The 25,920-nt window shown below is 43.3% G+C and carries 26 protein-coding genes; 13 read left to right on the forward strand and 13 right to left on the reverse strand.

Translation table 11 applies throughout. The features are described from left to right. Window positions 1-95: 95 nt before the first annotated feature. Window positions 96-746: a YciI family protein gene (locus DQQ10_RS04130; protein ID WP_112745495.1), complete on the forward strand. Its 651-nt coding sequence runs from the start codon at window positions 96-98 to the stop codon at window positions 744-746. 8 nt (window positions 747-754) lie between these two features. On the opposite strand, the gene DQQ10_RS04135 is transcribed toward DQQ10_RS04130, so the two are convergent. The 6 genes from DQQ10_RS04135 to polA form a co-directional block, all read right to left on the reverse strand. Beyond that, the gene (locus DQQ10_RS04135) at window positions 755-1,366 is read right to left on the reverse strand and encodes a 2'-5' RNA ligase family protein (protein ID WP_112745496.1); all 612 of its coding nucleotides are present in this window, start codon (window positions 1,364-1,366) and stop codon (window positions 755-757) included. Further along, window positions 1,342-2,265 carry a TIGR01777 family oxidoreductase gene (locus DQQ10_RS04140; protein ID WP_112745773.1) on the reverse strand — a complete coding sequence of 308 codons (924 nt, stop codon included), beginning with the start codon at window positions 2,263-2,265 and terminating at the stop codon, window positions 1,342-1,344. Before DQQ10_RS04140 ends, DQQ10_RS04135 begins: the two co-directional genes overlap by 25 nt. A 73-nt stretch (window positions 2,266-2,338) precedes the next feature. Further along, on the reverse strand, window positions 2,339-2,710 hold the full coding sequence (locus DQQ10_RS04145; RefSeq protein WP_112745497.1) for a hypothetical protein: 372 nt from the start codon (window positions 2,708-2,710) through the stop codon (window positions 2,339-2,341). A gap of 18 nt (window positions 2,711-2,728) precedes the next feature. Then, on the reverse strand, window positions 2,729-3,130 hold the full coding sequence (locus DQQ10_RS04150) for a hypothetical protein (RefSeq protein WP_112745498.1): 402 nt from the start codon (window positions 3,128-3,130) through the stop codon (window positions 2,729-2,731). Window positions 3,131-3,180: 50 nt separating this feature from the next. Further along, window positions 3,181-3,684: a GbsR/MarR family transcriptional regulator gene (locus DQQ10_RS04155; RefSeq protein ID WP_112745499.1), complete on the reverse strand. Its 504-nt coding sequence runs from the start codon at window positions 3,682-3,684 to the stop codon at window positions 3,181-3,183. Window positions 3,685-3,749: 65 nt separating this feature from the next. Further along, window positions 3,750-6,485, reverse strand: a complete 2,736-nt coding sequence (gene polA, locus DQQ10_RS04160; RefSeq protein WP_112745500.1) for a DNA polymerase I — start codon at window positions 6,483-6,485, stop codon at window positions 3,750-3,752. A gap of 143 nt (window positions 6,486-6,628) precedes the next feature. Here polA and DQQ10_RS04165 point away from each other — a divergent pair, with 143 nt between their 5' ends. Together DQQ10_RS04165 and DQQ10_RS04170 are read left to right on the forward strand one after the other, a co-directional pair. Next, window positions 6,629-8,263, forward strand: a complete 1,635-nt coding sequence (locus DQQ10_RS04165; protein WP_112745501.1) for an AMP-binding protein — start codon at window positions 6,629-6,631, stop codon at window positions 8,261-8,263. A 16-nt stretch (window positions 8,264-8,279) separates the two neighbouring features. After that, entirely contained in the window at window positions 8,280-9,608 is a 1,329-nt protein-coding gene (locus DQQ10_RS04170; protein WP_112745502.1) for a hypothetical protein, read from the forward strand. Window positions 9,609-9,628: 20 nt separating this feature from the next. Here the strand turns inward: DQQ10_RS04170 and DQQ10_RS04175 are convergent, their stop codons facing one another. After that, entirely contained in the window at window positions 9,629-10,099 is a 471-nt protein-coding gene (locus DQQ10_RS04175) for a DinB family protein (RefSeq protein ID WP_112745503.1), read from the reverse strand. An 89-nt stretch (window positions 10,100-10,188) separates the two neighbouring features. After that, window positions 10,189-10,803, reverse strand: coding sequence for a 2OG-Fe(II) oxygenase (locus DQQ10_RS04180; protein ID WP_112745504.1), 615 nt, complete (start codon window positions 10,801-10,803; stop codon window positions 10,189-10,191). Between the two features lie 52 nt (window positions 10,804-10,855). Here DQQ10_RS04180 and DQQ10_RS04185 point away from each other — a divergent pair, with 52 nt between their 5' ends. Next, complete coding sequence (locus DQQ10_RS04185) at window positions 10,856-11,326, forward strand: LEA type 2 family protein (protein ID WP_165823787.1); 471 nt, start codon at window positions 10,856-10,858, stop codon at window positions 11,324-11,326. 87 nt (window positions 11,327-11,413) lie between these two features. Here the strand turns inward: DQQ10_RS04185 and proC are convergent, their stop codons facing one another. Further along, window positions 11,414-12,211 (reverse strand): pyrroline-5-carboxylate reductase, encoded by a 798-nt coding sequence (gene proC, locus DQQ10_RS04190; protein WP_112745506.1) that lies wholly within the window; start codon window positions 12,209-12,211, stop codon window positions 11,414-11,416. 191 nt (window positions 12,212-12,402) lie between these two features. On the opposite strand from proC, the gene DQQ10_RS04195 reads away from it, so the two are divergent. Together DQQ10_RS04195 and DQQ10_RS04200 are read left to right on the forward strand one after the other, a co-directional pair. After that, complete coding sequence (locus DQQ10_RS04195) at window positions 12,403-13,020, forward strand: hypothetical protein (RefSeq protein ID WP_133259528.1); 618 nt, start codon at window positions 12,403-12,405, stop codon at window positions 13,018-13,020. A 70-nt stretch (window positions 13,021-13,090) separates the two neighbouring features. Next, entirely contained in the window at window positions 13,091-14,428 is a 1,338-nt protein-coding gene (locus DQQ10_RS04200; RefSeq protein ID WP_112745508.1) for an MATE family efflux transporter, read from the forward strand. 1 nt (window position 14,429) lies between these two features. Here the strand turns inward: DQQ10_RS04200 and DQQ10_RS04205 are convergent, their stop codons facing one another. From DQQ10_RS04205 to DQQ10_RS04215, 3 genes are all read right to left on the reverse strand, one after another. Beyond that, window positions 14,430-15,347 carry a hypothetical protein gene (locus DQQ10_RS04205; RefSeq protein WP_112745509.1) on the reverse strand — a complete coding sequence of 306 codons (918 nt, stop codon included), beginning with the start codon at window positions 15,345-15,347 and terminating at the stop codon, window positions 14,430-14,432. 38 nt (window positions 15,348-15,385) lie between these two features. Further along, window positions 15,386-16,327, reverse strand: a complete 942-nt coding sequence (locus DQQ10_RS04210) for a hypothetical protein (protein ID WP_133259529.1) — start codon at window positions 16,325-16,327, stop codon at window positions 15,386-15,388. Between the two features lie 124 nt (window positions 16,328-16,451). Beyond that, window positions 16,452-16,691, reverse strand: coding sequence for a DUF3253 domain-containing protein (locus DQQ10_RS04215; RefSeq protein ID WP_112745511.1), 240 nt, complete (start codon window positions 16,689-16,691; stop codon window positions 16,452-16,454). A gap of 159 nt (window positions 16,692-16,850) precedes the next feature. On the opposite strand from DQQ10_RS04215, the gene DQQ10_RS04220 reads away from it, so the two are divergent. Further along, window positions 16,851-17,876 (forward strand): RluA family pseudouridine synthase, encoded by a 1,026-nt coding sequence (locus DQQ10_RS04220; protein ID WP_112745512.1) that lies wholly within the window; start codon window positions 16,851-16,853, stop codon window positions 17,874-17,876. A 66-nt stretch (window positions 17,877-17,942) separates the two neighbouring features. Here the strand turns inward: DQQ10_RS04220 and DQQ10_RS04225 are convergent, their stop codons facing one another. Further along, the gene (locus DQQ10_RS04225) at window positions 17,943-18,146 is read right to left on the reverse strand and encodes a hypothetical protein (protein WP_112745513.1); all 204 of its coding nucleotides are present in this window, start codon (window positions 18,144-18,146) and stop codon (window positions 17,943-17,945) included. Window positions 18,147-18,360: 214 nt separating this feature from the next. On the opposite strand from DQQ10_RS04225, the gene yajC reads away from it, so the two are divergent. The 6 genes from yajC to DQQ10_RS04255 all read left to right on the forward strand — a co-directional run bounded on the left by yajC (window position 18,361) and on the right by DQQ10_RS04255 (window position 25,858). Further along, the gene (gene yajC / locus DQQ10_RS04230; RefSeq protein ID WP_112745514.1) at window positions 18,361-18,672 is read left to right on the forward strand and encodes a preprotein translocase subunit YajC; all 312 of its coding nucleotides are present in this window, start codon (window positions 18,361-18,363) and stop codon (window positions 18,670-18,672) included. A gap of 58 nt (window positions 18,673-18,730) precedes the next feature. Next, window positions 18,731-19,672 (forward strand): YbbR-like domain-containing protein, encoded by a 942-nt coding sequence (locus DQQ10_RS04235; protein WP_112745515.1) that lies wholly within the window; start codon window positions 18,731-18,733, stop codon window positions 19,670-19,672. Window positions 19,673-19,676: 4 nt separating this feature from the next. Next, window positions 19,677-20,273: a dephospho-CoA kinase gene (gene coaE / locus DQQ10_RS04240; protein ID WP_112745516.1), complete on the forward strand. Its 597-nt coding sequence runs from the start codon at window positions 19,677-19,679 to the stop codon at window positions 20,271-20,273. 62 nt (window positions 20,274-20,335) lie between these two features. Next, window positions 20,336-21,403 carry an efflux RND transporter periplasmic adaptor subunit gene (locus DQQ10_RS04245; RefSeq protein WP_165823788.1) on the forward strand — a complete coding sequence of 356 codons (1,068 nt, stop codon included), beginning with the start codon at window positions 20,336-20,338 and terminating at the stop codon, window positions 21,401-21,403. 38 nt (window positions 21,404-21,441) lie between these two features. Beyond that, window positions 21,442-24,555 (forward strand): efflux RND transporter permease subunit, encoded by a 3,114-nt coding sequence (locus DQQ10_RS04250; RefSeq protein ID WP_112745518.1) that lies wholly within the window; start codon window positions 21,442-21,444, stop codon window positions 24,553-24,555. After that, a complete protein-coding gene (locus DQQ10_RS04255; protein ID WP_165823789.1) occupies window positions 24,542-25,858 on the forward strand; it encodes a TolC family protein in 1,317 nt (438 codons plus the stop codon). The genes DQQ10_RS04250 and DQQ10_RS04255 overlap by 14 nt, the downstream gene beginning before the upstream one ends. The last annotated feature ends 62 nt before the right edge of the window (window positions 25,859-25,920 follow it).

Genomic DNA, 25,920 nt, shown 5'->3' on the forward strand with positions numbered 1-25,920 from the left:
CAGGTTACGGTTCGGTATTCATCGATGAAAAGCAAGCGTTAAGATATCGTGCTTCATTATTTTTCTGTTAACTTCATTCATAAATCGAAAATCTCATGCGCCTTTTATTGGTCTTTACGTTTTGCCTGATCGGTGTAATCAGCTACGGTCAAAAAAATCAGTATGTTTTCGTGTTTCTGAATCATAAGCCTGACGCCGTGAAACTTTCGAAAGAAGAGTCCGATAAAATCATGAAAGGGCACATGGACAATATTAACCGCCTTGCAAAAGAGGGGAAACTAATTGCAGCGGGGCCTTTCGAGGGCGGTGGCGGAATTTTTGTGTTGGATACGAAATCGGTGGAAGACGGAACAGCGTGGCTAAGCACTGATCCCGGCGTACAGGCCAACCGTTGGAATGTAGAAGTACTGCCCTTTTACGTTCGCCATGGCAGTATTTGTCTGGCGAAAGAACCCTATGAAATGGTCACCTATAATTTTGTTCGATTTAAACCAACGGTAACAAAATCTACGGCGCCAGATTACCCGGAAATATTTGCTAAGCATGATGATTACCTGAAAGAAATAAAATCGACAGGAAGTGTTCTTATTGATGGGACATTTGGCGATCACGAGGGTGGTATTGTGGTGATCAATGGTGATTTACAACGCGAGGTTATTGAGCACGACCCAGGTGTACAAGAAGGTCTGTTTACTGTCGATATTAAAAAATTATGGATTGCTAAGGGCGCATTTTGTGAGAAATAGTGCGCGTCCTAGAGATGCATTTCCAATGAATTACTCGGTTGGTCTTCTGCGGTATCGGCAGCTTTAAAATAAAATGCTTTGAATGTCTCCCAAATTTTGCCGTTGTGTTTTAGCAAAACGATTTTTTCAACATCGAAATGAGCGGAAAAAGTTCGTGCTTGGAATTCTTCCCATGCTTTGAAGAATAGTGGCTTCTTGAGATCACGAAAAGCCAGCGTTAAATGCGGATGAAAACTTTGGTCCTTGTACGCCGCGTTGAATAAGTTAAGTTCACGTTTGCAGAATCGATGAAGGTCTTTATAGAGTTTCGTCAGCGAATCGTTGGCAACGATATCGATGAAGACTACACGCGGTGGAAATGCGCCGTAATTTTGAAGTTGTATTTTAAAATCGTCACGCCCTTGTGTGAACGAGTGCAGCGCCGTAACAAGTTCGAATTCTTTTTCTTCTTTCCACCGAAAAGGCATGTGAAGCGTAATGTGTGGCGGAGAATTTAACGATGCTTTGCTATTATACTGCTCACGAAAATAATTCTTCAACCGCCAGGCATCATCGTAAATAGGTGATGGCGGGATCAGGGCAATAAAATATTGTTTTAACTTTTCCTCTCGCGTCGACATAAATCCACTAGGGCAGATTTCAGATCTGGAAATTCGAAAACAAATCCGTGATCTAATAATCTTTCGGGATAAACTTTTCTGCTTTTTAAAATCAACTCAGTTTCAGTGCCGATTATTTTTGCACCCCATCGCAACAGAAATTCGGGCGCTGGTAACGCGAATGGAACGTGCATGGCTTTACAAAGTGAGTTCATAAATTCTTTATTCGTAACCGGTTGCATTGATGCGCAGTTATAAATACCACACGCTGTGGGATGTGTTCGAATCCATTCTATAACATTCACAAAGTCACGTTCGTGAATCCAGCTCACAAACTGTTCCCCGCTACCCTGCTGGCCTCCGAGACCGGCACGCACTAAATTCATTAGTCGCGGAAATGCGCCGTCACGTCGTCCTAACACGATACTGGTTCGTAAGATTACACCTCGCGTACGCGATAGTGGTATTGTATTGAACGTGTTTTCCCATTTCACGCATGCATTTTCAGAAAAGTTGGATCCTTTTTCGCCCTCGGCTTCTGTCATCATTAAATCGATTGAATGTCGATAAATCGTTGCCGACGAACTTTGAATCCAAAGTGATGGTGGTGACTTTAATTGCTGAACAGCTTCGCCTAAAATATGTGTGGACGCAATTCGCGATCGAAGTATTTCATTTTTGTTTTCTTCAGTATAGCGACAGTTTACACTTTTTCCAACGAGATTGACCAACATGTCTGCGTTTTCCAGTTCATGTTTCCACTCACCTAGTGTTGTCGCGTCCCACAACACTGTTCGAATTGGCGCTTCTGTTTTTTCGACACGACGGCTCAGAATTATAATTTCTGAAGCTTTGTCTTTATAAAAATCACAAAGCACCGTGCCAATGTAGCCACTTCCGCCTGCAATAATAATTTTCATTTGTTCTTTGTTGATGATATCTCCGAAAATGTTTGAAGTAGGAGCGCGAACAATGCGCTCCACTCCATCATAGTCACAATTGGGGTTTTACATGATGTAGCAACTGTGCTTTTCTTCTCAGGGCAAAAAGTACGAACAAGTTGAAGAAATGCATTGCACCGAGAACCAGGATGATCCAGCCAATCTTTTTGCTTAAGGTTTCTATAATAAGCTGAGTCGTGTCGATCGTGTTCCAGATTTTTAACGTGTACACAGCGTAACCAATATTTACAAGGTAGAATCCGACGAGAAGTAGTTTGTTCACACTATCTGCGAGTGCAGTATCCTGCGAGAAAATTTCTAGCAGCAGAACGCGCCCATTATGGAAGAGTGTTTTCGCTACCCAAACCGTGAGCGCAATAGAAACCGGTAGATAGATGCAGTAGGTTACGACGGTGAGATTCATAAGATGTTTGTTTTATGTTTAGAAACTGATGTGTCTGAGAAAGCTTCCGTTGTGCCTGTTGTTTGGAAAATTGAAGATCCAAGTCAGGATGAAATAGTATATCGCGAGTGCCCAGGGCGCAACGAACGTATAGATTATTTCGACAAGATCGGATACCGCAATTACCTGGGAAGAGCCGAGTAATAGAAAAATCAGGTATACCGTTGCAATGGTTAAGTGAGTGACTTTTGCATTTCGGAGAGTTGTGGAGGTAATGATGGTTACCAAACAACTGAAATATTGCAAACACCCAATGAGGAACTGCGCAAGAAGAACGAAGAAAAAGTATTCGTCGTCGATGGTGATTAGGCATGCGAAAATGGCTGCGGTTATAAGCAGTAGCAATTGTGCGAAGAAGTCTATTTTTTTAAATATTTTCATATTATCGTAATTTCAATAAAAATTGAAAGTTTGATTTAAAAAAAATTGTTCTATTTGAACAATTTCATAACGGCTCCCCAGAACCAGCTTTCTTCGGACTTTATGAACGTGTCGATCATTCCATCCGATTTTTCTCCGAAGTTCTTCAAATCCTTGACGATCTTTTTGAACTCTTTTGTCTCTTCCGTTCCATCATTAGGAACGTCGTGTACTTCGCGGAGTACTTTCAATATCGGCTCGAGTTCGCGGCTACGTCTTTCTTTCGCTACTTGTCTCGCCAATGTCCACACATCTTTCTCGGCTTTGAAGAACTCTTTTCTTTCACCCGCAACCGATACACGGTAAACAATGTGCCAATCGAGCAGTGCACGAATGTTCATGTTTGCATTTCCGCGTGAAATATTCAGTTCAGTCATGATTTCCTCCGTCGACAACGGCTTCGGTGCAATCATCAGCAATGCGTGAATTTGTGCCATCGTCTTGTTCAAACCCCAGCTGTAACCGAGATTTCCCCAAGCTTGGATCAATTCTTCTTTTGCTTCTGTGTATTTCATACGGATAAAAGTACGAAAAGTTATCAAACTTTCAATACTTATTGAAAATTAGCATAAATAAGGAATTAATGAGCGTCTAACCAGTTTGTTGCAATACCCACTTCAACTTCCATCGGTACTTCTAAATTGACGGCATGCTTCATTAGAAACGCCACGTTTTCCTTGACAACATCTACTTCATCTTTGTGTACATCAAATACCAATTCATCGTGTACCTGCATAATCATCTTCGATTTTAGATTCTCTTTGTTTAGCCAGCGATGGATGTTGATCATGGCGATCTTGATGATATCGGCTGCGCTTCCTTGGATCGGAGCATTAATGGCATTGCGTTCTGCAAATCCTCGCGTCGTGATGTTCCGCGAATTGATATCTCTCAAATATCTTCTTCTTCCCAAAATTGTTTCGACAAACTCCTTCTCACGCGCGGCATTGATGGCATCATCCATATAACGTTTAATGGAAGGGAATTCAGTGAAATATGATTGAATGATTTCTTGTGCCTCAGTTCGTGAGATCCCCAAATTTTGCGAAAGTCCGAAAGCCGTACTTCCATAAAGAATTCCGAAGTTTACTTCCTTAGCTTTCCGGCGCATATCTGGCGTAACGTGTTCCAATGGAACTTTGAAAACTTTCGCAGCGGTGGTCGTGTGAATGTCTCGCTTATTTCGAAATGCTTCGATCATAATTTCATCTTTCGCAAATGATGCTGCGATTCGCAATTCAATCTGCGAATAATCCGCTGACATGAAATGAAAATCTTCCCCACGTGCAACGAACGCTTTACGTATCAATTTCCCCTTCGCCGTACGAATAGGGATATTCTGCAAATTCGGATTGTTGGAACTTAATCTACCGGTAGCGGCAACAGCTTGTCTATAATCTGTGTGAATTCTTCCGTCGAATTTGCTGATCATTTTCGGTAATGCTTCAACATAAGTCGACCTTAGCTTATCGAATTCCCGGTAGTCAAGAATTTTTTGAACGATCTCATGTTTCGAGGCTAACGACAAGAGTACATCTTCACCGGTCGCATATTGACCGGATTTTGTTTTCTTCGGCTTGTCGATCAACTTCATTTTTTCGAACAATACTTCACCAAGTTGTTTAGGCGAACCTATGTTAAACTCGCTGCCAGCCATCGCATAGACGTCGCGTTGTACCTTTTCAATTTCGCTGCGAAGCTCTTCCGACATCTTGCCGAGCGCATTGACATCTACTTTAACACCCTCATACTCCATGGCAGCAAGTACCTTGATCAGCGGCATCTCCGTGTCTCTTAATAGCCGTACCTGACGACGCTCTTCAAGATCTCTTTTTAATTTTGCCTGTAGTTGCAACACAAGGTCAGCACGCTCGCAAAGTCTCTCTCTTAAATCCTGATGACTTTCAGGAAGTAGATCGTATTGTAAATATTGACTGCACAACGTAAAAATATCGTGCGATGCTTCCGGTTCGATGAGGTAGTGTGCGACCATGGTGTCGAACAAAGTTCCCTTTACTTCGGCGCCAATTTTTTTAAGCGCAAGCATTGTTACTTTAAGATTGTGGCCCGTTTTCGCGAGAGCATCATTCTTCAATGCATCGGCGAATATTTTGACAAACTGTTTGCTGTCTTCTTCGTTGCCCAGTGGAATGAAGTACGCTTCACGTTCTTTAAAGCTTATCGATAAAGCTTTGAGCTGGTAATCAAAATTGGTGGCATCGTCCATTAAAGAATCTAAGGCGATAACCGATTGTTCTTTTACTTTTTCAAGCAACGCAGCAAGTTGTCCTTCGTTTTCGATGCGGGTATACTGAACAATACTAGCGTCAAAATTTTTCTTTACGCCATCGTCAACGGGCGTGTTTTCACCGCCGCCACCGAACATTGAAAGCTGAGATCCTTGTGGCGTAGCCCGAACGGGAGCGGAAGCTGGCGCGGCTTCACCGAAAACGCGAGCCGAAATTGTCTTAAACTCTAAATCGTTAAATATTGGTTTCAAGACGTCGGCATTCGGCCCGGCGTAGGCTAAGGTATCTTCGTTAAACTCAATGGGTACTTCCGTGTAAATGGTGGCAAGTTTTTTAGAGAGAATAGCCTGATCGCCATATTGAAGAACAAGCTCTTTTTGTTTCCCTTTCAAATCATTTGCATGCGCAACAATGTTCTCAACTGTTTTGTATTGTTTTAGCAATGTGGCTGCCGTCTTAGGTCCGAATCCTGGAATCCCTGGAATGTTATCAGACGTATCTCCTTGTAATCCCAAGATATCGATTACTTGAGAAACGTTTTCGATATCCCACTTCTCACAAACTTCTTTCGGCCCAAGCACGTCGACAGCATTGCCCATGTAAGCAGGCTTGTAAAGAAATACACACTCGTTCACCAATTGTCCGAAGTCTTTATCGGGCGTCATCATGTACACGTCAAAATCTTTGGTACATGCTTGGCGCGATATCGTTCCAATAATGTCGTCTGCTTCATAGCCTTCCATTTCTAGGATAGGAATGTTGAAGCCACGAATAATTTGTTTGCAGATTGGAATACCGGCGCGGATATCTTCTGGCGTTTCCTGACGCGTTGCCTTGTATGCTGCAAAGATCTCATCACGAAAGGTCTTTCCAGGCATATCAAAAGCGACGGCAATATGGGTAGGACGTTGTTTCTGAAGAACTTCTAATAATGTATTTGTAAAACCAAATGCAACGGAGGTGTTGATGCCCTTTGAATTGATACGCGGAGTTTTAGTGAAAGCGAAATGGGCGCGATAGATCAACGCATATGCGTCGAGAAGAAAAAGTCGTTTGGTATTACTCATGCTGCAAAATTGGAAAAGTCGGGTAAATATTCGCTACCGTTGGAAGATTTTTATCGGCTACCGTGTTTTCATACCGATGAAATGGAAATAATACTTTTAGCAACCGACTACAATGGGTGATCAATTTGTTATTTTAGGTCACCATGACTACACCGTTAGATTTTTTTTACTACTGGGAATCACAAACGCCACAGCAACCATTTCTTCATCAGCCTATAAATGGACAGTGGAAGACTTACACGTATAGTTCGGCTGGAATTGAAGCGCGTAGACTTGCGTCGGCCTTGCGCGCGTTAAAACTTCCTTCTAAAACGGCGGTTGCGATTTTATCGAAGAATTGTGCGCACTGGTTTATTGCCGATCTCGCCATCATGATGGCTGATCTCGTAAGTGTTCCGATTTACCCGACCTTATCAGCAGCAAGCGTTAAGCCTATTGTAGAACACAGTGAATCGAAAGTAATTTTCATTGGTAAGCTCGATCAATACGCACACCAACGCGACGGTATTCCTGAGCATGTGATGAAGATCAGTTTTCCGGATTACGGACCGCACGACGGAATATCATGGAACGATTTTGTTCGTGATCACGAGCCTTTGAAAGAGAACAGACATCATACGTTGGACACTTTGGCTACCATCATGTATTCGTCGGGTACGACTGGTACGCCGAAAGGAGTCATGCTGACCTATGGTGCACTTGGGCACGTGGGAGAGCGCGTGCGTGATAATCTTAAACTTGTTCCAAGTGATACGTATTTCTCCTACTTACCCTTGAGTCATATCGCCGAACGTGCACTGGTTGAGATGGTGGTTTATGCAACGGGCTGTAGTGTTTCATTCAGTGAATCGCTCGAGAAATTTGCGGCTAACCTTGAGGAGGTACAGCCCACGGTGTTGGGTGGCGTGCCTCGCATTTGGTCGAAATTTCAAGAAGGTGTGCTGAAGAAAATATCACAGAAAAAACTAGACACACTCCTATCGATCCCGCTGGTGAGTGCGCTTGTGAAAAGATCTATTCGCAAGAAACTAGGTATGTCGCGGATACGTGTTGCAGTGTCGGGAGCGGCACCAACGCCGGTGAGTTTGATTGCATGGTTTCAACGCATCGGTGTAAATATTTGGGAAACATATGGAATGACGGAGAACACGGCGTATTCACATTCTAATTGGAAAAAAATTAAACTGGGCACAGTTGGTTCGCCCTGGCCTGATGTTGAAACCAAGATTGATGGTAATGGAGAGATTTTAATTCGTCATAAAGCTTTGATGACTGGCTACTACAAAGATCTGGAAACCACGGCGGCTGTTTTTACAAACGACGGTTTTCTAAGAACTGGTGATCTCGGCTCCATCGATGACGAGGGCTTTTTGACCATTACGGGGCGCGTGAAAGATCAATTCAAAACAGATAAGGCGAAGTTTATCGCACCAGCGAAAATTGAAATGATGCTTGCCGCGAACAAAGACATTGATCAAGTGTGCGTAGTCGGTACCGGTATCCCACAACCTGTTGCGTTGGTAGTGCTTTCTGATCTTGGCAAATTAAAACCGAAAGATGAGATCATCAGAAGTCTAACAAAGACGGTCGGCGAGGTAAACCCGACTTTAGAAGAATATGAAGTGCTTAAAAAAATAATTGTGATGCGCGACGCGTGGACTATCGAGAATAATTTCTTGACACCTACATTGAAAGTGAAACGAAATGCAATCGAAAATATTTACGTTTCGACATACCCAACTTGGTATGCACAGAATGGACTTGTTATCTTTGAGTGAACTTTAATTTTCCCCAATGAAAGCCGTTGTTTTTATTTTTCTTCTTGCTGCACAACAACTTCATGCGCAGCAACTGATTGCATCGCTGCCCGTGAAAAAATCAGCGTTGTCGTCAAATGCAGGAATGATTAGCGGCGACAGTCTTTTTTTAGCTTATCGCGCCACCATTTCCTCTCCAACCGAAACAGTTTGGATTTCTCCGAGCGGACGTGTCACGCGTCATCGACTTGCCGGGCTGGAGGGAAAATCTCTTTTGGCTGCTGTTCCATATGAGGATAGCACCTTCTATTACTATGTCGAGTCGTCTCGCAAATCATTTGTTGTGAAAGCACTAACGGAACATCGTGTCAACTTTGAATCGAAGGTCTATGCTAACGAAACGGATATACCTGGAACTTTAGTGGGATCTTTCATTGACTCGAAGCAGCAGCTGAACTTACTCTGTGTGGATCGAGAAAGTTTCTACTTACGATTAATTGTGATTGCACGGTTGGATGTGAAAGGCACAAAATCTTTTGCGTTGACGTCAAAAGCTTTGAACACTCGAATAATGAAGTCATTTATTCCGCAGCAAAGCGTTACCACAACGTACCAAGCGTTGGCGCCGATCAAAATCATGCAGTACGATCATGGCGTTTATCTAATGATTGACAATGAAAACGATAAAAACACAGGCAATACGAAGACAACCGTGACGAAGATAGATTTTACTTCAGGGGAAACGGAAACGAAGGCATTGTTTGATCTCCCGTATAGAAATAACCATACAGCTATTCTCGATGAGCAAATTTATCGGTTGAATGCCGACGGAATGCTGCGCGTGCAGTCCTTTAATTCGGGTGACGTAGTATTTGAAAAATCATTGCGTGACATTTTTAAAACAGATTCACTTTTTGTGCGACGTGATAAAGTGTATACTCGAAAAGAAGTTGCAGACCGTTGGCGTGGTTGCAATTTCTTGATCGTCGATAAAAATGAGATGGGTACAGTTAACGTAACATTGGGTATGCATACTGAATCAAGTTTTATCGTCGCACCTGCTGGCGTGCCCTTGGCGGCAATGTTATCTGCTTTTGCAGCAAGCTTGGTCATTGATCAATTGGCAGAGAAACCTGGAAAAGTTTTTTATAAAACTATTTCAATTTCAACCGATGGAATATTTGCTGTGGATCGCGCAAAGCATTCAATTCGGCAACGCATCGATGAGTTTGAATCGGCGACACGAACCAACTATCAATATCGTGGATATTGCATGAAGTCAAATTTAGCGTATTGCATTTATCAAGAGAAAGGTAGCGACCAACTGAAGGTGCATAAGTTCGACACAAAAAATTCAATACAATGATGGCAAGAGGGCATGTACAACTACTCTTTCCATTGTCCAGTAATCACACGATCGTAAGTAATGAAATCTGTGTTGATCGGTTCGAATCCTTTTTGTCGAAGTAGTAGCGCCACTTGAGCACGATGATAACTGGAGTGGTTAACCAAATGAATCATAATGTTCTCAACATTATTCGTGTAGGGGTCGTTGGTATAATTGCGATAGGTTAGTTCGCGATTGAAGTTGTCGGTTGATTCAACAAATTCAAGCCATAATTTCCCAACGTCATCAGCCATCTGCACAAGTTGTTCTAGCTTGTAATCTCCCCACAATTTTACTTTTGCAGCAGGCAGCCCTTTTATTCGGTGCAGCCACAAATACTGTGCGGCGACGATATGACCCATGATAGACATAATTTTTTCATCGCGAACATCTTGCCGAACCAACGTGTCCATTACCCGCTTGTTCGACCACGCATTGTAGCGGTAGAGCTTAAGGAAATATTCTTTCATGATAACTGAAATTATAAGATTGTGCCACGCAATCCTAACGCGAACAGTCGAATTATCTGCCGTCTCGTTTGCGAACAGATGATGTTACCTTAGATGTGCCGTAAGTCGGCGTGTTGATCCAAGATCCAACCTGTTAGGCTTAGTCGTTCGCGATTGGCAGGTTTGACTTCGTGCTCAATTTGGTCGCTTCGAAAACACACAAGCCTGCCGGCTAGCGGAAGGAAATCCTTTTCTTCATTTGGAAGATACATTCGAAGTTCACCACCATTGCTGTCGTTCCATGATTGGTTGAGGTAGCAGATCACAGAAAGCTTACGATGATCATCGCGCTTAAATTGATCGAGATGACGTTTATAAAAAGATCCCGTAGGATAGACCGTCATGTGCACTTCGTAATCTTTAAGACTCAGATATAACGCTTGATTTAAAAATGCGACCAACGCGCTTAATCGGTCTAAGTATACCAGCAACGCCGGCTCTGCTGAATTTTTGTCGAGCCATTGAATATAATCTCCACGAATTGCTTCGTTGATCTGATGGCCGGTATTTTTTCCAATGCCAGCTTTTTGGAAATGGGTTTCCGCATTTTTGAAACTTTCACTCCTTAATATATCATCAACTTCATTCTGGCTTAGAAATTGATCAATAACAGCATAGCCGTTTTCCGCCAATCCATCGGCTATGCGTTCAAATTGTTCGTTCATGTAACAAAGTTAGAGATTTAATGTCTATATAGACACCGAAATAAAAATGGAAATGAACTCAACACTTTTAAAATTTGCCAAGCCGTTGCTGGGCCTGTTTGTGCTGGCAATAGCCCTGGCAGCATGCAGCACACCGAAGGAAAAGATAGTATTGAAAGATATTCGCGATGTTGTTGTCGACGCAAACACCGATCCGCGTCTGAAAGCCAACGCTATTTTCTATAATCCCAACAAAGAACAAGGGAAGCTAAAAGGTATTCACGTTGATATTTTTATCAATGGAAAAAAGGCAGGTGTTGTCAATCAAGATTTGAAAGTTAAGATTCCGTCACGCGCAGAATTTACGGTGCCGTTGGAAGTTGAATTGGCCATTAAAGAACTCGGCTTCATGAACACATTGATGGGCGTACTCGGGGGAAAAACTTTTCAAGTGAAATATGAGGGTAACCTTCGCGTAACTTACCACGGTGTGCCTATCCGCATTCCGGTTAATCATACCGACGAAGTAAAAATTCGTTTTTAAACAGCATTTAAAACAAAATGCCCGAGACGATAATCCCAGGCATGTTACTGTGAAAAGCATCGCAAATAAAATGGCGATGCTTTTTTATTACTTCACGATCTTGTCGTACGATGCGCCGATACCCTTGATCAGCGATGAGCTAAACCCTTGATGCTCCATCTCGTTTAGTCCCACGATCGTACATCCTTTAGGCGTCGTTACTTTGTCGATCTCTTCTTCCGGATGACGATTTAATTTGAGTAGTAGTTCGGCCGCGCCTTTCACAGTTTGCGCGGCGATCAGGTTTGCTGTTTTTGCGTCGAATCCAATTTCAATTCCACCCTGCGTTGAAGCTCTAATGAAGCGTAACGCATAAGCAATACCACAGGCACCAAGTACGGTCGCGGCATCCATTAGTTTTTCATCGATGTTAATGGTGATGCCCAATTGATCGAACAAGTCGGAGACATACTTTATCTGCTCCTCACTTGCACCTTTATGACATAGACATGTTACCGATTCCTGTATAGCAATCGCTGTATTGGGCATCGCTCTAAAAATTGGCACACCATGATCAACGATGGCCGACAGATCGTTCAAGAACACACCTGTAACCACACTAATTACAATATGTTGTTTGGGATTGAAATTCGCTTTTAGACCATCAAGTACTTCTCTTACATTATAGGGTTTCAAGGCAACAATGATGACGTCGCTTTGCTTAATCGCCCCGGCGTTGTCAGACATGATGTTTACGCCTTGTGATTTTAGTTGCTGTAAGGCTTCAGTATTTCTTCGGGTTACTGTGATCTGCCCTGGTGCGACAAACTTACTTTTGATTAATCCCTCAGCAATTGCGCCGCCGAGATTACCACCACCAATGATGGCTATGCGTGAATTTTTCATAATCGAGATTTCCAGCGTGACTACTAACTGGATTGGTTTATTGAATATTGTTTGAAAATTAAAACACTTTCCACGACTTATCTGTAGTGCAGCCAAACTTTTAGAGAATTTGCAATGAGCTTACTGATGTTAGTTTAATTTGGTCGTTTGAAATGAGAATTCAGTACCTTTGGTGCTTAATCGAATCTGTCATGAAGAAGCTATGGTTTATGATTTTGCTGGCACTCAGTTTCGCTTGCTCAAAAGACGAATCAAAGGAATCGATAGTATCGCGAGATGATTATTTCCCCAATACGCCGGGCACAACATGGACGTATGACGGTCCATTGGAAGGAACGATGGTAGTGACCAGCGAACGCAAAACTTTCGGCGATAAAGTGTATTCGGAATTAGTGCAGGAAGGTGCGCAGTCGGGAGCCAGTTATCTTAACAAAGGATCGGGTGATTATTATTTGCGCGGTTTTGCCGGACTAGGTGAAATCGATTTGCTGGTGCTCAAAGACGATGTTGATGAAGGCGCGACGTGGGACCAGAATATTACTTACCAAGGAACAAGTGCCAAGGTCTACTACACGCTATCTCAGAAGAATATTGAGGAGACCATCGACGGTGAGACCTTTAATAATGTAATCGTTGTTGAAGTCAATGTTACCACATCGGCATTCGGCTCTGCATTAACGGTAGCGGCGCTTACTTTCCACTTTGGAAAGGGCGTTGGGATTGTTCGCATTGAAACGGACTATGAAGTACTTACAGGACTTTCTGGATTTAATGGTACTACCGATCTCGTCGATTATACCATCGAATAAAATATCTTCATCCCTACAACAACCTTTCTACTCACATATCCGTGAGAGCATAACTTTTTATCTCTGAAACATGGCCTTACAATTACAAACTGGTTACCGGCAAATTCTCGGCTTAGCATTGCCAATCAGTTTAGCCATGCTCGTTCCTCAAATAAATTTTATCACGAACAATATTTTCCTCGGTAGACTCGGTGAGCAAGAGTTGGCAAGTGCGGGACTTACGGGTGTGTATTATCTCATCTTTGCCGTGATCGGAAATGGGTTGAACAGCGGACTCCAAGCTTTGATTGCGCGTCGCGCAGGTCAAGATTTGCCAAAAGAAATCGGGAAGCTTTTTTATCATGGCGTGTGGATTTCATTGGTTATCGCATTCTTCGGTATTGCCGTTACATACACGGTATCTCCCATGATTTTGCGCAGTGTGATTCACAATCCTGCCACTGCCGATCAGGTGATTGACTTCTTGATGATTCGCATTTGGGGTTTACCATTGCTCTACCTGTATGTTATGCGTAATGCGTTGCTTGTGGGAACGAACCAAACTAAGTTTTTGGTGTGGGGAACGCTGAGCGAAGCCCTCACAAACATCTTTCTGGATTATGCCCTGATCTACGGACGTTTTGGTTTTCCAGAGATTGGCTTTAATGGCGCTGCTTATGCATCGATTATTGCCGAAGGCGTTGGTCTGTTTGTGATCTACGCGGTGATACACTTTAAAGGCCTTCATCGTCAATTTGCATTCTTTGAAGAGATGCGAATTAGTTGGAGTATGATAAAGTTGATCATGGTGCAATCATCGCCACTCATTGTACAGTTTGCAATCAGCATCATGAGTTGGGAATACTTTTACTTGCTTGTGGAACATCACGGCACATTAGCCTTGGCCATCTCGAACACCATGCGAAATTTCTTCGGGCTTTTCGGAATTTTTTCCTGGGCTTTTGCAAGTGCTACCAATACTATGGTCAGCAATGTGATTGGACAAGGTAAGATCGACGAAGTAATGCCGTTGATAAAACGAATTGCTGGACTAAGTTTCTTGATCTCCGCAGTAGTATTCGTTATCCTAAACGCTTTCCCGACTTGGTTCTTATCGTTCTATAATCAAGGCGATGCGTTTGTAGCGGCTTCTATACCTGTGTTGCGTATCGTTTCGTTTGCGTTGCTGCTGATGTCGTTTTCAACGGTATGGCTAAACGCCGTAACAGGAACGGGTAACACGGTGGTCAACCTCAGTATAGAGTTGGTGACCATTGTAATCTATAGCCTGTATGTGTTCCTTACGCTTGAGTATTGGGATCTTCCCATCACGTGGGGCTGGGGATCAGAATGGGTCTATTGGATCTGCATGTTTACGATGGCCTTCTTTTATCTTCGATCTGGCCACTGGAAAAAGAAAATCATCTAAGTCATTTTCGTTTGTAGAAATAAAGGAAGGATTTTTTGTCCTTCTTTTTTTCACTTAACGTATAAAATCCAGTTCCATTTTGCGCCCATGAAATAGCTTCACCTTGTGGTTCCATATCGTAGGGAATCATGATGGGTTTAATCTTAAGAATTTCGGACAACGGTTTCTTCTCTGGATTTTTCCAATACCAAATTCGCCTATAGTTTCTGACCAGTATTTCTTCGCCACTGATTGCTACGGCGCCGGAGGTAACCTTTGGTAAATTGTAAGCACCAAGATCTTCAGCAACAACGGTGTCGCGTTTAGGGTCACTCTCAATATTGTACGGATATTTTATTTCAAACAGCTTTGCTGAATCTTCCTTCGACAAGATGTAGAGATTTTTGCTGATCGGATCGAGCAGCATCGCTTCTGAATCTTTCGTTTGATACTTCGGCAGCTTGAAGATGATACGCTTCATTTCCTTGATCTCAACTAATTTTTTTACGGTATCGATCGCGGGTTCTTCAAATCGGTAAATCACTTTCGTTGGAAAAATGCCGAGGTTATCGCCGATGTCGGCAACATAAATATAACTTTTGCCCGCCTCTGGTCCGGGACCAACCGCCATGTCTTCCCAATCACGATTGAAAACGCCCTTCAGTTTTGCGGTGAATACAATTTTTAGATTTTTATCGACAAGGTAAATTTCTGGTGCGTTGCCACTATCGTTGTGTGCCCATAGGTAGCCTGGGTTTTTAATACTCGCCGCAATCCCCGACGTTTCATCGAGGCGTGAATCTGTCATTTCCGAAACCGCTACGCCTATTTCAAAATGGTTGGGATCACCAAACATTTGTTTCTTTTTGTCGCCCTGTCCTTGCGCTGATGCAGTGACAGTGATCGCGAACATGAATACGAGAAAAAGGATTTTATTCATAGCGGTTGTATGATTCAGTTAAGCAATATAAATACCAATTATGGCTTGGCCACAATGGAGCTCTTCCGTTGATAAAAGTAAAGATAAGTATCCATGGTAATGCTTTTCTCTCCTAACGTATAAAAACCGGAGCCATCGCGTGCCCAGGTAATCGATTCGCCTTGCGCTTCTTCTTCGTACGGAACATCCCATGGTCGTTCACGCAGGAGTTCTAACAAGGGCTTACCGTGTGGGTTGTTCCAATAATATACATACTCATAATTTTTTAGCAGTACTTGCTTTCCATCCGCAGAGATGTCGCCAGAAACAATTTGCGTGAGTGGAAGTGAAAGAACTTCTTTCGCGTGCAAAGTATCTTTGGTTGAGTAGGGATATTGAAGTTCATACACAAAAACAGGATCCTCGCGTTTGGATACAATGTACAGGTTCTTGGTGATGGGATCTATCATGAGCGTCTCTGCATCTTTTTTCGCGGGTAACCGAAAGATGATCGTGTCGAAATCAACGATATCCACAACACCTTGCTGAATATTTTCCGGCTCTTGAAAACGAAATACCCTTTTGAAACGATACTTCGCATTGTTGTCACCAATTTCGCCCACGTACACATAACTTTTGCCCGCTTCAGGTCCTGGACCAACGGCAATGTCTTCCCAGTCTCTGTTTTCTACCCCAACTAACTTACAGGTCATGGCAATGCGAAGTTGCTTGTCGATCAAATAAACCTCAGTGCCATTTTTGCTGTCGTTATGAGCCCACAGGTATCCATCATGTTGGATGCTCGATGCAATGCCAGACACTTCATCTAATTTTTTATTCGTTAACTCAGCGAGTCGTTTGCCCGGAAGAAAGTCATCGGTAGGATTATCCAATATTGGACGATCAGAGCAGCTCGCAGCGATAGCGACGATGAATATGTAAAGCCCAACGCGTGTCATGTAGTACAATCTGCACGCGAAGAAAAATGATTTATAATTCAAAGGGAAATTAAATTAACATGAACAGCACTTCACTCGATTGCAATCAATCACATTTCGAACGTGAACTTTCAAACGTGATTTGGGAGAGAGTGTTGCAAGCGTGCGCGACGTCATTGAATCGATACTAGTCGATGCCTTTGAAGCGTGGACCATCATGACTTTCAGCTTGGTTTTTTATTCCAGTGATTTTGATCTTGCCCTCTTTGATCAATGTTTCTGCAACGAGTTTTACTTGATCGATAAGCAAGGGCCAATTCTGTTGGTCGATCGCGCGCGCAACATCCGCTGGAGCAAAAGATCGCTCTTTGCCGGTTTCTTCGGCAAGTCGTAAAATTGTTTTTCTGATCTCTTCTGCAAAAACCATAAGACTTAGGAGGTCCTTGAACTGCCAATAAAACAATGCCAGGCCCCCGATGGTTTCCTGTCGTGAAAACTTTTATAGTCAATTTTTGAAAAACCATCGATTTACACGTGCAATAATTTTTAGCCGATTCTTATTAGTTTTGCCATCCATTAGCACCACATGATCGAAGAGGAAATTCCGGAAGAACAAGATGACGAGCTGTTTGAGCACCATCGAATCGTAGTAGATAGAAAGCAAGCGTTGCTCCGGATCGACAAGTTTCTACTGGCAAGGCTTCCGAACGTTACAAGGACGAAGATTCAATCCGGTATTCACGATGGCTTCGTGATGGTAAACGATAAGACGATCAAGCCGAATTACAAAATTCATCCCGGCGATGTCATCGTCGTTTCATTCCCTGAACCGCCACGCGATACGGAAGTTGTGCCCGAGAACATTCCGCTCAATATTGTTTATGAAGATGACCATCTATTGGTGGTGAACAAGGAAGCAGGAATGGTGGTACATCCGGCGTATAACAATTGGACGGGCACATTGGTGAATGCATTAACATTCCATTTTCAACAATTGCCAAACCTTCCCGGAAATGATGGGCGGCCTGGATTAGTTCATAGGATTGATAAAGATACTTCGGGGTTGTTGGTGATTGCCAAAGATGAAGCGACGATCAATGGCTTGGCGAAACAATTCTTTGATCATAGCATCGAGCGTCGATATTGGGCATTGGTGTGGGGTGTTCCACCAAGCGAAGGTACAATCAATGTAAATGTTGGTAGAAGTTTAAAAGACCGTAGAATTACAGCGGCGTTTCCTGCCGGCGACATGGGAAGATCTGCCATTACTCATTACAAGGTGATGAAAGATTTACGATATGTGTCGTTGATAGAATGTAAATTGGAAACAGGGCGCACGCATCAGATTCGCGCACACATGAAATACTTAGGGCATCCGTTGTTTAATGATGCGACCTATGGCGGAGATGAGGTTCTAAAAGGAACAACATTCTCAAAGTATAAGCAGTTTGTTGAAAACTGTTTCAAAACGATTCCTCGCCAAGCTTTGCATGCGAAGTCGCTTGGATTCATTCACCCAATTACCAAACAATTCTTGCAGTTTGAATCAGATCTTCCGCAAGATTTTCTGGATGTTTTGGATAAGTGGGATCACTATGTAAAATACAATTGACACAACACTGAAGAATCTTTCAGTGCGACGAATCCATGCGATCGACACTTACTTTTGCGAGCAAGCTCAAAAAGACAACTTGAGCGGCCTACTGTTTCCGAGTGCCTGCCTGATCTCCTTGATTGCTTCCCTTTTGAAACGTCGGTAATCAGCATCTTTTTTTGACGTCGACAAAAGTCCTTGAATGTATGCGAGGACCTTTTCTGTTTGTACTTGATCCAGCGAATCTAATGATGCGAGGATCTGGTGTTTTTGATTAATGGTTGTCATGCTTGTAGTGGTTGTATGACTTATTCTACATAACAGGAAACAACCCCCTGATGTTCAGGTCGTAAGGTCGCTTTCGCAGCAATACAACACGGCGGTAATATTGGGGTCAAAATGTCGCAGAATTGACGTAAATCGGGGAGCTTCGGTTAACTTTTACCGCGGACTAACCAGTTTCGAAACATTATCCTAATTTTGCGCTTTAATTCATCAAATCATGCTAAACATCTTATTGCAGGCTCAGGGTGGCGCTAGCTCCTACATGAGCTTTTTGCCACTCATCGGTATCGTGGTCGTATTTTATTTCTTTATGCTGAGACCACAGCAGAAAAAAGCTAAAGAGCAGAAAAAATTCACAGAAGAAATTAAAAGAGGTGATTACGTTGTCACGATCGGCGGTGCTCACGGAACGGTTGCTGAACTTGAAGGTGACACTTTCATACTCGAGGTTGAAAAAGGCGGAAAGATTCGCTTTAACAAATCTGCAATTTCGATGGAAGCAACGAAAGCTGCTGCCAACAAAAAATAATAAACGACAATAAGCAACGTGCTGGTGAGATAATCATCGGCACGCCTTATTTTGCTACATGAGTTTGCTCAATTCCATATTCGATTTCCTTCGATTCAACCGGAAAAACTGGAGAGCAATCATGTTGTGTTTTTTTGCAGCGGCGGTTTTCTGGATGTTCAACGCATTGAACAAGCGGTATACCACGAACGTAAATTTTCCTGTTGCCTTTGAGTACAATGAAGAGAACTACGTCGCTGTTAGACCGTTACCGAAAGATGTGCGCTTAAATGTTACGGGAATCGGTTGGAATCTGTTTCGACGATCCCTCGGTCTGCATGTTCCGCCCTTGGTAATTCCACTTGAAAAACCCTCCGAAGTAAAAAAAATTGTTGGCGGAACTCTTCCCCCGCTGTTTGCCAATCAACTTGAAGGATACGAAATCAATTTTGTATTGACCGATACCTTGCAAATTGCGCTTGAACCAAAAACGAAAAGGTGGGTAAGCCTGCGATTGGATACACCGTCAATCCTTTTTAGAAACGGTTATACCATCGTAAGCAAACCAAAGCTCGAACCGGACTCGATTTTTATTGAGGGTCCTTGGAAGTTGTTGAATAGCATCAACGAACCTGTCAATGTAAAACTTACACAACGCAACATCGACGAAGACTTTCGAAATGATGTGGAGGTTATGTTTTTGAACAACGAATTGATTCAAAGAAATCCGCCAACCATATTGATCACCTTTGATGTAGACAAACTTGTCGAAATAAATGACTCGTTGCCACTGCGATTGGTCAACATGCCAAGGGGCGCTCGGCCAATGATAAAAAGTTCCTTACCGGTGAAGGTCGCTATTCCCAAACGACAACTGGATACTTTTCAACGCGATTCTGTTTATGCCGAACTCGATTTGAATGGATTTTTAAAAGGCGAGCTTAAAATACTTCCACGCATTGTCGGATTGCCGCCTTATTCTGAAGTGCTGCGTGTAGATTCTGTAAAAGTTAAATTCTAACACCATGCCGTTACAAATCGGAATTACTGGCGGTATTGGCTCAGGAAAAAGTTTAGTATGTAAAATCTTTCGCGTATTGGGCGTTCCTACCTATGACGCTGACAGCCGGGCGAAAGATTTAATGACCACCGATGGAATACTCGTATCGGCCATTAAAAAAGAATTCGGAGAATTGTCGTACGATCAACACGGTGCTCTCAACAGACAGTATTTGGCGGATCGTGTTTTTAACCGGAAGGAAGAGCTTGCAAAGCTGAATAGTTTGGTTCATCCGCGCGTTGGTATTGACTATACACGGTGGAGTGAAGCGCAGAAATTCCCTTACGTATTAAAAGAAGCAGCACTCTTGTTTGAGTCTAGCGCTTACAAAAGTCTTGATAAAATTATTGTAGTGTCAGCGCCAAATGAAATTCGCATGGCGCGTGTTTTAGGAAGAGACAAACATCGCACCGCCGAGCAGATTGCGAGCATTATGAGAAATCAAATGCCCGAAGACGACAAGCTTGCACGTGCTGATTTTGTTATTACGAACGATGAAACTCACCCCGTCATACCACAGGTATTGGATTTGCACCGTCGATTTTTAATGCTTGCCTCATAGCATCAATTCCATCGACGCGCAATGCGATGGGATGTAACTTTGAAAAAATTTATAAACGTATAATGTATTCACGCCTTCCGCTTGTGCTGCTTATGGCGGCTTTATTCTCGTGTGGCTCGAAAGAACAAAAGAACACTGCTGCGGCTGTCAACCGGTCGTCAGGACCGATGTTGGTTGATGGTTTTATTGTTCACCCACAATCTGTTAGTGACGATATCCAGGTGCCAGGTTCTCTGCTACCTGCAGAGGAAACACAGATTCGCGCTGAAGTAAGCGGCCGCATTGTCAAGCTTAATATCGAAGAAGGATCAACCGTGCAAAAAGGAACGTTGCTCGTAAAGCTGTTCGATCAAGACTTGCAAGCGCAACTCAAAAAACTACAAGTGCAATTACAGATTGCACAAAAAACAGAAGAACGGCAACGCGAGCTTCTTAAGATCAGCGGCGTTAGTCAGCAAGACTACGATCTATCCGTGCTGCAAGTCGATAATTTGAAAGCTGATATCATGAGCGTTCAAATTGCGATTGACAAAACCGAAATACGCGCGCCCTATCAAGGTAAAATTGGATTGAGAAATGTGAGCCTTGGATCGTTCTTATCGCCGAATGACATTGTTGCAACACTTCGTCAGGTAACGCAGCTTAAACTTGAATTTTCAATTCCAGAAAAGTATGCGAAGAATGTGGCGAAAGGTTATCGCGTGCAATTCAAAGTAGATGGTGGAGACGACACGCATCATGCTACGGTTATCGCCACGGAAAGCGGCGTTGATCAGGCTACGCGTACGTTACGTGTGCGCGCGCTGGTGAATGATTCACATCCCGAGTTGGTGCCCGGTGTGTTTGCAAAAGTTGACCTTGAATTGGGCAAAGACGCGGACGCATTGATGATTCCGACACAGGCCGTTATTCCCCAAGCGCGAAATAAACAAGTGGTTGTGCTCAGAAGAGATAGTGCCGCGTTTGTGGAAGTGGAAACAGGCATTCGCGACTCCGCATTTGTTCAGATAACAAATGGATTGAAGCCTGGCGACACGGTGGTCACAACGGGATTGATGGCGATTAGACCCAGTAGTAAAATTAAGATTGGTAATGTGAAAAATTATCAGTCGATGCAGATAAAGCAATAGCATTCGCGTTCGATTTTTAAGAACACAAAAAGTTAAAAATGAATATTTCAGAGTTGAGTTTGAGACGCCCGGTGTTGGCTTTTGTGATGAACATTGTGCTCGTACTCTTCGGTGTAATTGGCTTTCGATCGCTGGGCGTTCGTGATTATCCTGCGATTGATCCACCGATTATCAATGTGAGCACATCGTACTCCGGCGCTAACGCGGATATCATTGAATCACAAATTACAGAGCCACTCGAGAAAGCAGTCAATGGTATTGCCGACATCCGAAATATCACCTCGTCATCGAATGTCGGTCGCAGCAATATCAACATCGAGTTTAATCTCGGCGCGGATCTGGAGGCTGCTGCAAATGATGTGCGCGATAAAGTATCGCAAGCAACGCGTGAACTTCCGCAAGATCTTACAAGCCCGCCAGTAGTATCGAAGGCCGATGCAAATGCGAATCCGATTATTACCATGACGGTTCAAAGTAGTAGTAGAAATCCACTGCAACTCACGGAGTTTTCAACGAACGTTCTGGTTGAAAGACTACAAACAATTCCAGGCGTAAGCGGAATTCAGATTTGGGGAGAGAAACGTTATGCCATGCGTGTCTGGTTGGATCCGGCAAAATTGAGTGCTTACAATTTGACACCACTCGACGTACAACTGGCATTGAACAAGGAAAATGTAGAACTACCATCGGGTAAGATCGCAGGAAATTCAACTGAACTTACGGTGCGAACTTTTGGTAGACTGCTGACGGAAGAAGATTTTAATAATGTAATCGTAAAGTCGGCTACCGATGGCGATATCCGTCTCAAAGATGTAGGACAAGCGTTACTTGGTCCGGAAAATGAAGAATCGGTATTACGCGAAAGCAATATTCCAATGGTAGGCCTTGCCATTGTACCACTGCCAGGCGCGAACTATGTTTCCATTTCCGACGAATTTTATAAGCGACTAGAACAGATTAAAAAAGATGTTCCAAAAGACATCACGTTAAATGTTGCGCTTGATCAAACCGTATTCATCAAACGATCTATTTCAGAAGTAGAAGAAACGCTGATCATTTCGTTTCTGCTCGTCGTGTTTATTATCTATTTGTTCTTCCGTGATGTAATCATTGCGTTGCGTCCACTGATTGATATTCCTGTGTCGCTTATTAGTACATTCTTCATCATGTATCTCGCAGATTTTTCGATTAACGTATTAACGATGCTCGGAATTGTGTTAGCCACGGGACTTGTGGTAGATGACGGAATCGTCGTAACTGAAAATATCTACAAGAAGCTCGAAAGCGGCATGAACAAATATCAAGCAGCGCGAGAAGGATCTAAAGAAATATTTTTCGCGGTCATATCAACCTCGGTAACGCTTGCTGTTGTATTTCTTCCCATTCTTTTCTTAGAAGGCTTTACCGGAAAATTGTTTACGGAATTTGGTGTTGTTGTCGCCGGTGCTGTACTGATCTCTTGTTTTGTATCGTTGACGTTGACACCCGTGTTGAGTGTAAAACTCACACGCAGCAAACACGAGCATTCATGGTTTTATAAAAAAACAGAACCGTTCTTTGAAGGGATGGAACGCAAATACCATGAGTGGCTAAGTGGATTCATGCGGGCGCGTTGGATTGCATGGGGAGTGATTGCAGCGTGTATCGTGACAACGATTTTTATCTTCAGCAACACACAATCGGAATTGGCACCAATGGAAGACAGAAATCAGTTTAGAATGCAGTTGCTTGCGCCGGAAGGAACGTCGTACGACTATATGGACAACTATGTTCAAACGATGGTGCAATTTGTCATGGACTCTGTTCCGGAATACGCTACAGCATTGTCGGTGACAGCACCGGGATTCTCGTCGGGTGGTGCTGCAAACTCTGGGTTTGTTCGCGCCACGCTCAACGATCCTAAATATCGTGATCGCTCGCAGCAAGAAATTGTCGACATGGCGAGTAAGAATCTGAAAAGTTTTCCACAAGGCCGCGCGTTCATTATTCAAGAGCAAACCATTTCTGTGGATAGACGCGGCGGATTACCGGTGCAATTTGTGATTCAGAACAATGACTTTGAAAAATTGAAGTCGGTTTTACCAAAATTCATTGAAGCTGCGAACGATAATCCAACTTTTCAAATGGTGGATGTCGACTTGAAATTTAACAAGCCAGAGCTCCGTGTGGAGATCAATCGCTTGAAGGCCTCGCAACTTGGTGTTAGTGTTCAGGATATTTCGCAGACACTTCAGCTGGCATACAGTAACCTTCGCTTTGGATATTTTACGAGAGAAGGAAAACAATATCAAGTAATTGGTCAGGTAACTAGAGCAAACCGCGATGACCCTGCTGATTTGAAAAGCCTCTACGTTCGGACAAGCTCAGGAACATTAATTTCAATTGACAATTTGGTAACCGTGCAAGAGTCGACAACGCCACCTACGCTGTATCACTTTAACCGATTTAAATCGGCGACCGTTTCAGCTGGGCTCGCTCCAGGCAAAACACTTGGTGACGGTATCAAAGCGATGGAAGAGATAAAAGGAAAAGTTTTGGATGATACCTTCGTAACGTCGCTATCGGGTACCTCGCGCGATTTTGCTGAGAGTTCAGGAAACACGGCATTCGCTTTTGTGTTGGCCTTGGTGTTGATCTACTTGATTCTTGCAGCGCAATTTGAAAGTTTCGTTGATCCACTAACAATCATGTTTACCGTGCCATTGGCAATCTGCGGCGCAGTAATTTCGCTTTACATATTCGGACAGACGTTGAACATTTTTTCGCAGATCGGAATGATTATGCTGATCGGTTTGGTAACGAAGAACGGAATTTTGATCGTTGAATTTGCGAATCAAAAACGCGATGAAGGTATGAAGGGATACGAGGCTGTGATCGAAGCAGCGCGCATGCGCTTAAGACCAATCTTGATGACGAGCTTAGCTATGGCGTTGGGTTCACTACCTTTAGCAATGTCACTCGGCGCAGCGTCAACGAGTCGTCAGCCGTTGGGTATCGTCATCGTTGGTGGAATCATGTTTTCTTTGATTCTCACTTTGTTTGTGATACCGGCGATTTATTCTTATTTCTCATTTAAAAGAAAACATGTTGAATTCGGTGATGAAGCAAAAACAGATTCACCTTCGAAGGAGCTCGTTTATGAAAGTCACTAAGCTTTTAGCCTCACTACTATTTTTATCCACGACCGCGTTTGCACAGGAGCAAGTAACGCTTGAGAAAGTGATTGCCCTGGCGTTGGAGGAAAATTACGATGTGCGGTTGTCGAAGAATGCATCGGAATCAGCCACACTAGTAGATGAAACGGCGTGGGGTGCCTACCTTCCTACAATTGATGGTAATGCGACGACGCTGTGGACAAACACGCCAGATCAACAGCTGGAATTCGCGGATGCTACAAGAAATCAACGCGGTTCTGTGCGAAGTCATGCTACAACGGCTTCGGTTCAGCTGAACTGGATTTTATTTGATGGCACGAGAATGTTTGCAACGCGCGAACGCTTTGCAGTGCTTGCGGCTCAAGGACAATTAGTCGTGAAGGATCAGATGGTAAATACCATTGCCTCAGCCATCAACAATTATTACGATATCGTGCAGCAGAAGCAACAACTGAGTGCTATACGTGAGCAGATGGCCGTGAGTGAGGAACGTGTAAAGCTTGCGGAAAGAAAATTGGAAGTAGGTACGGGAAGGAAACCTGAGCTACTCCAAGCACGTGTTGATTACAATGCACAGCGAACTCAGGCATTTCAAAAGGAAGCAGCCATTTTTCAATTGAAGGAACAATTAAATGGACTTCTTGGCTTGAAACTCCCCAGACAATACGATGTGGCTGACACGATCATGATAGATCTTAATTTGCAGCAATCACAAATTGAAGAGAATATTGAACAATCTAACTATGCTTTGCTGGCAACAAAAAAGAGTATTGATGTAGCAACATTGGCGCTACGCGAAAGCCGCGCACAACGATCGCCTGTAATTTCTTTTGTATCGGCGTATAATTACAATCGCCAGGACAATACAAAACTGTTGAATCCATTCGGTACGATTTTCAGCCTGAACAATGGATTCAATTATGGATTTACCCTTAGTGTTCCAATTTTAAATGGATTTAATATTCGCCGCCAAGTTGAGTTGAGCAAGATTGAACTTGATCGCCAAATGATCACCTATGACCAACAAAAAACAGTCGTGGATGTAGGTGTACGAAATGCTTACGTGAATTATGACAACGCAAAGAAAGTTTTACAGATCGAAGAAGAAACAATTCTTCTCGCGAAAGAGAACGTGTTCATCGCACTCGAAACTTTTAAGCGTGGCGTGTCAACATTCATCGAGCTCAGAACCGCACAGCAAAGTCTAGCCGATGCATATACCCGCCTCATTAGCGCACGGTATCTGGCAAAGCTCGCGGAAACCGAGCTGCTTCGCCTGAACGGTTCACTGCTGCGGTAACTATTCGGCAATGATTTCGCTAAACTTTGCGTTACAAACTCATTATAAGTGGCTCACCAACG

Source organism: Pseudochryseolinea flava (genome assembly GCF_003286915.1).
Classification (GTDB): domain Bacteria; phylum Bacteroidota; class Bacteroidia; order Cytophagales; family Cyclobacteriaceae; genus Ohtaekwangia; species Ohtaekwangia flava.